Annotated in this window: 9 protein-coding genes; 3 read left to right on the top strand and 6 right to left on the bottom strand. The window is 63.7% G+C overall.

What is annotated here, in order from left to right; all coding sequences use genetic code 11:
• The first annotated feature begins 272 nt into the window (after positions 1-272).
• Complete coding sequence (locus ACVWZA_RS21620) at positions 273-2,684, top strand: TonB-dependent receptor (protein WP_457313510.1); 2,412 nt, start codon at positions 273-275, stop codon at positions 2,682-2,684.
• A 22-nt stretch (positions 2,685-2,706) separates the two neighbouring features.
• On the opposite strand, the gene ACVWZA_RS21615 is transcribed toward ACVWZA_RS21620, so the two are convergent.
• The 3 genes from ACVWZA_RS21615 to ACVWZA_RS21605 are packed head-to-tail and all read right to left on the bottom strand — an operon-like array spanning position 2,707 to position 4,423.
• A complete protein-coding gene (locus ACVWZA_RS21615; RefSeq protein ID WP_457313509.1) occupies positions 2,707-3,423 on the bottom strand; it encodes a class I SAM-dependent methyltransferase in 717 nt (238 codons plus the stop codon).
• Positions 3,424-3,426: 3 nt separating this feature from the next.
• Positions 3,427-3,903: a GNAT family N-acetyltransferase gene (locus ACVWZA_RS21610; protein ID WP_457313508.1), complete on the bottom strand. Its 477-nt coding sequence runs from the start codon at positions 3,901-3,903 to the stop codon at positions 3,427-3,429.
• A 4-nt stretch (positions 3,904-3,907) separates the two neighbouring features.
• The gene (locus ACVWZA_RS21605; RefSeq protein ID WP_457313507.1) at positions 3,908-4,423 is read right to left on the bottom strand and encodes an SH3 domain-containing protein; all 516 of its coding nucleotides are present in this window, start codon (positions 4,421-4,423) and stop codon (positions 3,908-3,910) included.
• A gap of 100 nt (positions 4,424-4,523) precedes the next feature.
• Here ACVWZA_RS21605 and ACVWZA_RS21600 point away from each other — a divergent pair, with 100 nt between their 5' ends.
• Positions 4,524-5,534 carry a 2-hydroxyacid dehydrogenase gene (locus ACVWZA_RS21600; protein WP_457313506.1) on the top strand — a complete coding sequence of 337 codons (1,011 nt, stop codon included), beginning with the start codon at positions 4,524-4,526 and terminating at the stop codon, positions 5,532-5,534.
• 41 nt (positions 5,535-5,575) lie between these two features.
• On the top strand, positions 5,576-6,460 hold the full coding sequence (locus tag ACVWZA_RS21595; RefSeq protein WP_457313505.1) for a PhzF family phenazine biosynthesis protein: 885 nt from the start codon (positions 5,576-5,578) through the stop codon (positions 6,458-6,460).
• A 60-nt stretch (positions 6,461-6,520) separates the two neighbouring features.
• Here ACVWZA_RS21595 and ACVWZA_RS21590 read toward each other — a convergent pair whose 3' ends face one another.
• The 3 genes from ACVWZA_RS21590 to ACVWZA_RS21580 all read right to left on the bottom strand — a co-directional run bounded on the left by ACVWZA_RS21590 (position 6,521) and on the right by ACVWZA_RS21580 (position 10,024).
• Positions 6,521-7,330 carry an energy transducer TonB gene (locus ACVWZA_RS21590; RefSeq protein ID WP_457313504.1) on the bottom strand — a complete coding sequence of 270 codons (810 nt, stop codon included), beginning with the start codon at positions 7,328-7,330 and terminating at the stop codon, positions 6,521-6,523.
• 87 nt (positions 7,331-7,417) lie between these two features.
• Positions 7,418-8,821: an NAD(P)H-dependent flavin oxidoreductase gene (locus tag ACVWZA_RS21585; protein WP_457313503.1), complete on the bottom strand. Its 1,404-nt coding sequence runs from the start codon at positions 8,819-8,821 to the stop codon at positions 7,418-7,420.
• Between the two features lie 66 nt (positions 8,822-8,887).
• The gene (locus ACVWZA_RS21580) at positions 8,888-10,024 is read right to left on the bottom strand and encodes a glycosyltransferase family 4 protein (protein ID WP_457313512.1); all 1,137 of its coding nucleotides are present in this window, start codon (positions 10,022-10,024) and stop codon (positions 8,888-8,890) included.
• Positions 10,025-10,309 lie beyond the last annotated feature (285 nt).

The raw sequence follows: 10,309 nt of genomic DNA, 5'->3' as shown, positions 1-10,309 counted from the left end.
GCCGCCCGCCGCGCTCAACCGCCGCGCAACGCCCGTATGTTCACCTCAACTGCGCCGCATGCGCCCTCCCGCGCAGCGGGTTCGTGCTTCCACCACTTTCCGCCATTACCCCACACCACAGCGGCGCAGAATCCGCCCCTCACCCCACACCCCCAAAATATTTCCACAGAAACAAAATCTGTCACACCATTGTCAGCGGAGTGTCGCATGCCGGCCCTAACCGCGCCCCATCAGGGATGTCCGGCTGGTCGGACTCTGGTGGGAAAACAATGATGCGCAAATCTATCCTGCGGTTGCTCGGCGGCGTCACATCGCTCGCGCTCTTTTCGGCCGCGCCGGCCTGGGCAAAGCCAGCCGATCCCGCGGCAAAACCGGCCGCGACCGAAGAACCCGCGGCTGACGCCCCGGCGGATGAGGCGGACGGCGACATCATCGTCACCGGCCGCACCAGCCGTTCGATCACTCAGGTCACCGGCGGGGAAATCCAGAAAATCCTGCCCGGCATCAGCCCGCTGAAAGCATTGCAGACATTGCCTGGTGTCACCTTTCTGACCGCTGATCCCTGGGGCAATAACGAACAGAATATCTCGCTGTTCGTGCATGGCTTCAGCGCATCGCAGCTCGGCTACACGCTCGATGGCATCCCGCTCGGCGATCAGACCTATGGCAACTACAACGGCCTGTCGCCGCAACGCGCGATCATCTCGGAGAATGTCGATCGCGTCACGCTTGCCTCGGGCGCCGGCGATCTCGGCACCGCATCGACCAGCAACCTCGGCGGCACGATCGATACCTTCTCGAGCGATCCCAAGGCCGAGCGCGGCGCGACGATCAATCAGACGATCGGCAGCTACGCGACTTTCCGCACTTTCGTGCGCGTCGACAGCGGCACCTTTGGCGATGGCAATTCGCTCTATCTGTCCGGCGTGCGCCAGGACGGCCGGGCGTGGGACTTCAACGGCAAACAGGGCGGTTATCAGGGCAATGGCAAGTTCGTCCATGACGATGCCGCCGGCAAGCTGACGATCTACCTCGCTTATTCGGACAAGACCGAGCCGAACGAGGACGCCACGGTGATCAACATCGCCAAGGGCGAATTGCCCGGCACCGTCCCTTATACGCGCCCGTTCTTCTATCCGGATTTCGCCGGGATGCAGGCCTATCTTGCCTCACCCGCCTACACCGCCGCGCTCGACAATTACCGTAATTACTATAGCGACGCGCAACGCACCGATTATCTCGGTTACCTCAAATATGACTGGAATCTCAGCGACAAGATCACCTGGTCGAACCAGGTCTATTTCCATCACGACGATGGGGTCGGCGTGGTTGCCGGACCAACCAGCGTTGCCGGCCTGCCCGGCCTGTTCGCGAAATATTTCCCGACACTGACCCCGGCGCAGATCAAGGCACAATTCGGCGGCTCGGGCCTCGCCACGCGTACGACCGAATATCACATCGGCCGCGGTGGTTTGATCTCCACACTTCGCGCCGAACTGGGCAATCATCAGCTCGAGCTGGGCGGCTGGTATGAACGTCAAAGCTCGTCCGCCTATCGCCGCTGGTATGCGCTGGACGTGAACAATCCGAGCTCACCCTATACTCGCCCGCGCGACCTGGCGGCGCCGCAGATCACCCAATATGGCAGCGAAGTGCATGTCGACGAAATCCAGACGCACATTCAGGACAGCTGGAAGATCGTCCCCGCGGTGACGGTCATCGCCGGCTTCAAGAGCACGTTCCAGCGCGCCCGACAGGACGTGCCGGTGCAGCCGATCCCCGGTTCCTTCACCGGATCGACCGCATTGCCGGTCGGCAAGCTCAACACCAGCAAATGGTTCCTGCCACAGGCCGGCGCGATCTGGGACGTGAGCGACAATGACCAGATCTTCGTCAACGCACAGAAGAATATCCGCCAGTTCCAGACCAGCGCCGCCAGCGGCCTGTCGCCGTTCGCGCTGGGCAGCCAGCAGGTATTCGAGGATTTCAAGGCGACGATCAAACCCGAAACGAGCTGGACCTACGAAATCGGCGCGCGCAGCCATCATTCGCTGAACTGGGGTCCGATCACCGCCTTTGAGGGCCAGATCAGCTATTATCATGTCGATTTCAGCAATCGCTTGCTGGCGATCAGCCCGACCACGGTGATCACCTCGATCGCCAGCGGCGCCGCCGTGCTGGCCAATGTCGGCGATGTGAAGACGGACGGTGTCGATATCGCCGGCACGCTGCGCTTCGGATCCCATTTCTCGATCTACAACGCGCTATCCTACAACAATTCGCGCTATCAGGACGACTACACGATCGGCATCGCCAAGACGGTTGTGCCGACCGCCGGCAAGAAGGTCCCGGGGTCACCCGACTGGCTGAACAAGACGGTGATCTCGGCCAATTACGGCATGTTCGACGCACAGCTGGTCGGCGACTATCTCGGCAAGCGCTATGCGACCTTCACCAACGATCTGTCGGTGCCGAGTTATTTCACGCTCGCGGGCCGGATCGGCGCCGAGATCCCGGTCGGCAACGGGGCGTTCGTCAGGAAGCTCGGGCTCAGCCTGAACGTGACCAACATCACCAACAAGCGCGCCGCCTCGACCCTGAGCATCGCGCAGCCGACCAACACCTACAACGCCTTCCCGCTGCCGCCGCGCCAGGTCTTCGGCACGATCAGCGTCGGGTTCTGACGATCCTGAAATCGCCGACGCGCTAGGCGGGTTTGCGCCCGCTGACGCCCGTCGCGCAGCCGAAGAAATAACGGTCGAAGCGCACGTCGAGACGCTCCGCGCGGAGCATCTCGGCAAATGCGCGGGCATCGCCGAAGTTCGTGCTGTACCGGCCGATCATCGCGAAATCCTGCGCACCGCGCAGCAGGAACCGCTCCATCAGCGGCAGCACGGTCTTGAGATGGAACAGGTAGAGCGGCCGCAACAGCCACCCCTTGGGGTCGGACGCCTCGATCATCGCAAAGCTGCCCCCGGGCTTCAGGACGCGCGCGACGAGCCGGGCGAACTGCGCCAGCTGTTCCCTGTCGAACGTCTTCAGGCCGAATGTCGCGATCACGAAATCGGCGCTCGCATCGGGCAGGTTGCTGGCGAACACATCGTCTTCGATAAAGGCGATGCGCTGTGCGCGGTGGCGATGCAGGCGATCGATCGCGCGGTGATGCATGCCCGACGAGATATCCACTGCGGTGATCTGCCCGATCTGTGGAAAACGCTTGAGCAGATGCGGCCAGACCTCCCCGGTTCCGGCCATCAGATCATAACCGGCCGGGCCGGTCGGCTCGGGCATGGCCGCGACACATTGCCGCCGCCAGCGCTCGGTGAAACCGAACGAGCATAACCAGCTGAAAGTGATGTACCGTTCGGAGCATCGGCCGAACACGCCCTTGACGAATTCGGGGGCGTAGATGTCGTCGGTCATGGTTCAGGAATGCACCGCGCCCGGTGACAAAGCCAGCGTGTAATAGCGGCTGAAACTCGTATCGCTGTAATCCGCAAACGGCCCGCATTCGACGAACCCGGCGCGCTCGTACAGCGCCCGCGCCGGCGCGAACGGCGCATTGTTGCCGGTCTCCAGGCTCAGCCGCCGATAGCCTCGTGCCCGCCCCTCGGCGATCAGATGATCGAGCATCGCCGCCGCCACGCCGCGCCGTAGATGAGCGGGCGCGGTGCGCATCGACTTCAACTCGCCATGGTCCTCATCGAGCCGCTTCAGTGCGCCCATGCCGAGCAATACGTCGCCGTCCCACGCCGTCCAAAGGGTCACCACAGGATCGCGCAAGCCGCTGAGATCGAGCGCGAAGACGCTGCCCGGCGGGCTGTTCTTGAATGCCGAGCGCAGGTGGAATTCGACCAGCGCAACGACCTCCGGACGGGTCAGGTCATCCGCGACGATCCGCATCGCGTCAGTTCAGCGTCTCGCCGGGGTCGACGCCCCATAAATGGCTGATTTCGACATAGCCGCTGCGCCCGCGCACGTCGAAATGGCACCAGCCGCGCGTGCATTTGCTGAGCCGCCCGACCACGCCCGGCGCCGCACGCCACACGACTTTGCCGCCGTAACGCGGCGAATCGCGCAACTCCGCGATCTCGCCCATGATCAGCCCCGTCCGCGTGTCACTGACCAGCGTACCCATCATCCACCCTTGCGTGCCCGACGGATCCTCGATCTTGAGCCATTGGCCGCGCTGGTAAACATCGAGCACCTTCACCGGCAGATCGGCGCGCTGATAGAGCCAGCTGGCGGGATAGGTGCGTGCCGGGCCGGTGCGCATCCGTGCCTTGCCCGCCGAAATCGAGGCGAAATAGGGCGTCTTCTTCTGCACCAGCGCCGCGAGCGCAGGTGCGAATGCGGGCACGGTCAGCCCGCCCACCAGCCCGATCGCCGCAACCGCTAGCGTTAGCCTTGCACCGATACGCATAAACTCGCCCCTAATGATCGTGCCCGCGATTCATACGCTGTTCGCACGCGCCGATTCAACCACCGTTGACGTAGGGCTAGTGGTTCGCCAAGCCGGATTCATGCCCGAAATGAGACGCCCGTCCGCCAAAGTGTCGAATCCCCGGGTGGTCGTCACCCGCGAACTCTCCGACTTCGTGATGGATCGGATGGAGCAGTTGTTCGAAACGACGAACAATCGCACCGAGACAGCGCTGACCCGCGACCAGCTCGCGGCGGCGATGGCCGATTGCGACGTACTGGTGCCGACCGTCACCGACGAGATCGACGCCGGGCTGATCGCCGGTGCCGGCGAGCGGCTGAAGCTGATCGCGAACTATGGCGCGGGCGTGAACCATATCGACCTCAAGGCGGCGCGCGCGCGCGGCATCATCGTCACCAACACGCCCGGCGTGCTGACCGAGGATACCGCCGACATGACGATGGCGCTGATCCTGTCGGTGCCGCGCCGCCTGGCGGAGGGCGAGAAGCTCGTCCGTTCGGGGCAATGGAAGGGCTGGAGCCCGGGCGGCATGCTCGGCCACCGCATCGGCGGAAAGGCGCTCGGCATTATCGGCATGGGCCGCATCGGCCAGGCGGTCGCGGCGCGCGCGCGCGCCTTTGGCCTGTCGATCCACTACCACAATCGCCACCGCCTGCCCGCGGTACTCGAGGCGCAACTGGCGGCGACCTGGCATGAAAGCATCGACGAGATGCTCGGCGCGATCGACATCCTGACGATCCACACGCCGCGCAACCCGGAGAGCGAGAACCTGATCGACGCGCGGCGCATCGGCCTGATGCGTCCGCATGTTTACCTGATCAACGCGGCCCGCGGCGGGATCGTCGATGAAGCCGCTCTGGTCGACGCGCTCGAGGCCGGACGGCTCGCCGGCGCCGGTCTGGACGTCTGGGCGCACGAGCCCGAGATCGACCCGCGCCTGCTCGCCCTGCCCAATGTCGTGATGCTGCCGCATATGGGCTCCGCCACCTATGAAGGCCGGCTCGCGACCGGCGACAAGGTCATCGCCAATATCCGCATGTGGGCCGACGGCCACCGTCCGCCCGACCAGGTGCTGGAAGGCTGGGCGTAGATTGCGGTGAACCGCCTGCCGGACCAATCAAGAGTTTGACCATGGCCAGTTATGACTATCTGACAGTTGACGTGTTCACGTCGCGGCGTTTCGGCGGCAACCAGCTTGCGGTCTTTCCCACGGCCGATGGGCTCGACAGCGCGACGATGCAGGCGCTCGCGGCAGAGCTCAATTACAGCGAAACCACCTTCGTTCTGCCGCCCGAGGATCCGGCCAACACGGCGCGCGTGCGGATCTTCAACCGAACGTCGGAAATGCCCTTCGCCGGGCATCCCAATGTCGGCACCGCCTGTGCACTGGCATGGCTCGACATCGCGCCGCAAGCCACGCTGCGCTTCGAGGAGATCGCGGGGCTGGTCGAAGTCCGGTTGACCGAGGAGGCCGGCGAGATCGTCGGTGCCGAGATCGACGCTCCCCAACCGCTCGACGTCAAGGGTGAGCTGCCGGTCGACGCGATCGCCGTATGCCTGTCGCTCCGGCCCGACCAGATCGCGCTGGTCGATCATCCGCCGCTCCGTGCGAGCGTGGGCGTCGATTTCGTCATCGTGGCGGTGCAGCCGGACGCACTGGCCGCCGCCACGCCCGACATCATGGCCTATCGCCGCCTGGCTGCGGCCTCCCCGGAGCTTGACGGGCGGCTGTCGATCTTCGTCTATACGCCAGACGGCCCGGGCATCCGGGCCCGGATGTTCGCGCCGCTGGCGGGAACCTGGGAAGATGCCGCGACGGGCAGCGCCAACGCGACCCTCGCCGCGCTCAGGCTGTCGCTCGGCGATGAGCAGAACCTCGCCTATAACGCGGTCCAGGGTGTCGAGATGGGACGCGAAAGCCGCCTTGCTCTTCGCGCGTGGCGCGCCGCCGATGGTATTCGCGCCAGCGTCGGGGGGCACTGCGTCGCCATGTTCCGCGGCAGCATCAGCTTGTAACCTCGCTCATGCCTTTCTCGATAAATGACCAACCCGATCGTCGACCGCCTTGATGCGGGACTATTCGATAGTCCAGGTCACACGATTGGTTTCGAACGCATCGGTCGGCTTGCCGTCCGGTCCGATCGCAGGCCGATACCGGCCTAACTTCACGACAGTGCTACATGTCGCCTTGTCGAGCGCTGCGCTCTTGCTGCTCGCAAGGACGCGGCAGTTCGCCACACGACCATTGGCCAGCACGATGTACCCGACCAGCACGGCGCCTTGTTCCTCGGCTTGTCGCGCTGCCGAAGGATAATTGTCCGGCGGCCAGAAGTCGCCGACGCTGCCGATCGGATCGGGCCGTTTAATCAGAGCGGCCTGTTTCTTGGGGTCAACGCCCCACGATGCCAGCAGATCATCCTCGCATGTGCGCAGCGCCGCCATGGCCTTGGCGATCCCCTTGGGCAGGACACGAATCGTGCTGCTTTTGCCGAGCGTGATCGCGATTTCGGTCGACGACGCCAGATTGGCCAGCTCGGCACTTTTGATGCCGATGATGGTGATACGTCCGATGCCCTTGACCGGCGTACGCGTCGTGTAGCTGGCCTTGGCGGAAATGCCGGACGGCATCAGCACCACTTGCGCGTCGCCCCGTCCCCCTTTGACGACGTTTTCGGGTCGCACGACCACAAGCTGGGTAAAACTGCCGAGGCGTGTCGGCCTGATACCCAGCTTGACCTGGGCGTCGCCGCTCCCGAAATCCCGCGACAGCAGGCACAGACTATCGGCATATTCGACGGCCCATTTGCCGGATGGGGCGAGCGCCTGACCCGCCGCCGATGGGGCCGGCGGCGCAACAAGCGCGAGAGCCAAAAGACCTGCCTTCACGTCATTCGCTCCATCTGCGCTAACGCATCAACTCGGCAATGAAGTCACCGCAGCGATCGACGTACGGCCGAAAAAGGCGCGAACCGCTCAATCGCCGGTCAGAATCCGATCGACCAATTGCTTGACGGTCGGCACGAACCCGTTGGAATAGAACGGGTCTTTCTTGAAATTATATGCGCCGTGCCCGGCGAACATCAGATTCTGTTCGATCGGCCCGCCATGCGCGATGTCCTGCAGCGTCTTCTGGATACAGAAGGAGCGCGGGTCGGCGAGGCGGCCGGTCGAATTGGTCTCGGTATCCGACCATGACGAAAAGGCGCACTGGCTGAGACAGCCCATGCAATCGGCCTGGTCCTTGCGGATCACGCCCTTTTCCTCCGGCGAGACGAACACCAACGTGTTGTCCGGGGTCTTCAGCGCATCGGTGAAGCCTTCGCCGAACCATTGCCGCGCGCGCAGCAGGTCGTTTCGCGTCACCCAGAAATTCTTGCCCTTCACGCCGACATCGAGCTGAAAGGTGTGATCGCCCGCTTCCTGCGTGGAAAAGGCGATCTGGCGTTCCGATCGCGCCTCGAGCGAGCGCAGAAACGGGTTCTTCACCGCGCTGGAATAAAAGCCGGTCGGCGAGAAGCGGTGAAGCAGGACTTCGCCCTCCTCGATATCCATCAGCTTGGCTTTCCAGCCGTCCGGGATCGGGCTTTCCCGCGTCAGCAAGGGCCGCGTGCCGAACTGAAAGGCGATACTGCCGAGTTCGGGATTGTCGATCCAGTTCGACCAGTCGCGCAGGAACCAGACGCCGCCCGCCATGACGATCGGCACGTCGTCGGAAATCCCGCCCTCGCGCATCACGTCGCGCAATTCCTTCACGCGCGGATAGGGATCCTGCGGTTTCAGCGGATCCTCGGCGTTGGACAGGCCGTTATGCCCGCCGGCCAGCCAGGGATCTTCATAAACCACGGCCGCAAGCCATTCCGATGCCTTGGAATAAGCACGCTTCCACAGCGCCCGGAACGCACGGCCGGAACTGATGATCGGCAGATAGCTGACCTCATACGACGCTGCGATCTCGCTCAGCTTATAGGGCATGCCCGCGCCGCAGGTGACGCCCGCGACCATGCCGCGCGTGCGATCGAGCACACCGTGCAGGATGCGCTGCGCACCGCCCATTTCCCACAGCACGTTGATATTGATCGCGCCCTTGCCGCCGGCGATGTCGAACGCGCGCTTGACCTGCTGAACAGCGCCCTCGATCGCGAATTCGATCAATTCCTCATGACGCTCGCGCCGGGTCAGCGCGGTATAGACCTGCGGGATGATCTTCCCGTCCGGATCGTAACTGTCCGCATTGACCGCCGAAACCGTACCGATCCCGCCCGCCGCGGCCCATGCGCCGGCCGACGCATGGTTGGTCGCGGCGACCCCCTTGCCACCCTCTACGATCGGCCAGACCTCCTGGCCGTTATAGATGATGGGCTTCAGACCTTTGAACACGACGACCTCCGACTTGATATACGCGCGATATACGGATTGGATGCCCGTTAGCGAGCAAATTGCGACTCAGCCAAGGGCGCCTGGGCGACCCATTGCGGCCTCATAAAGGCCGACATAACGCCAGATCATCACGCTTTCGTCATATTCGGCGACTGCCCTGGCGCGATTTGCCGTGCCGATCGTCGCGCGCAGCCCGGCGTCCCGCGCCAGCGCCTCGATCGAATCGCGCAAGCTGACCTCGCTGGTGTAATCCACGATATAAGGCCTATTCTCGGCCGAGACCATTGAAAGGATGTCGCCGACCTGCGGTGCGGTGATCGGCAGGCCCGCCGCCATCCCCTCAATCACCGCGATCGGGAATTGTTCGCTGCGCGACGACAGAGCGAGGATGTCGAACAAGCCGATATAGCGGTGCGGTTCGGACAGGAAGCCGGGCATGAGCAGTTGATCGGAAAGGCCCATCTGCTCCGCCGCCTCGACAATGGTTGCGCGTTCCGGCCCTTCGCCGACGATCACCAGCCGGATACGCGACGAACAGCCGCCGACCGCGCGGACCAGCGCGGGCAAATCCTTCACTTCGCGTAAACCCGCGAGCGTGCCGACGATTACTTCGCCGGGCCTGCGCTTGAGCCCTGGGATCGCCCTGGGCTCGGGTTTGCCGGCATAGGCGGCGATGGCGATGCCATTGACGATGCGGTGGACGCGCTGCTGCGGCTGTTTCCAGATATCGAGCGCGATGCGGTGCAATGTTTCGGACGGCACGACCAACGCATAGGCGGCGGGCAGCGCGACGCGGCGATACATGTTGCGCTCGTGCTTCAGCCCCTTGGCTTCGTCGGAATTGAAGCCGTCCTCATGATGGACCAGCGGCGGCGCGCCTTTGGAAAACACCCGCCGCGCCATCACCCCGTCGATCGCACCCCAATTATAGGTCAGCACCAGGTCGAAGCGCCGCATGTAGCGGGCGATCGCCTCGAACCGCGCGACCGAGGGCCGTCCAGTGAGCGGCGGCGGGTTCTGTGCGATCTCATAATCGATGCCGCGCGTGATCGCGTCGCGCGCGCCAAGCTGATCGGGCATGCCGGAGACGATGGTGTGACGCGCGCGGTCGCCGAGCACATTCATCAACCGGACGGCACGCGCCTCCTTGCCGCCCAGGTTGAAGGTCGAATGGAGGTGGAGAATGTTGACGGGCGCCGGCATGACGCGCGAACTAGCGTGGAAATCCGGCCGCGTCATGTGCTTCCGCCCTTCCCTGCTCTCGCCCGAGCAAGGGGTCCGCCATGCTGTTATGTGCTGTTTATCGGCCGTTACTTTTCCGCTGCTGTTAAGTTGGATCTCGCTGCGTAAATTACTTTTTGTTTTCAAGAACTTGAACCAAAGCCAAGCTGTTATCGAATAACAACACGGAACAGCACGCATAACAGCGGCAATAACAGCAGAGACTTTGAGCGGAACAGCAGCGGCCCGATTCAAACCGGCGGAAAA

It is taken from the genome of Sphingomonas sp. UYAg733 (genome assembly GCF_054057355.1).
This window is presented reverse-complemented; position numbering and strand designations above follow the sequence as displayed.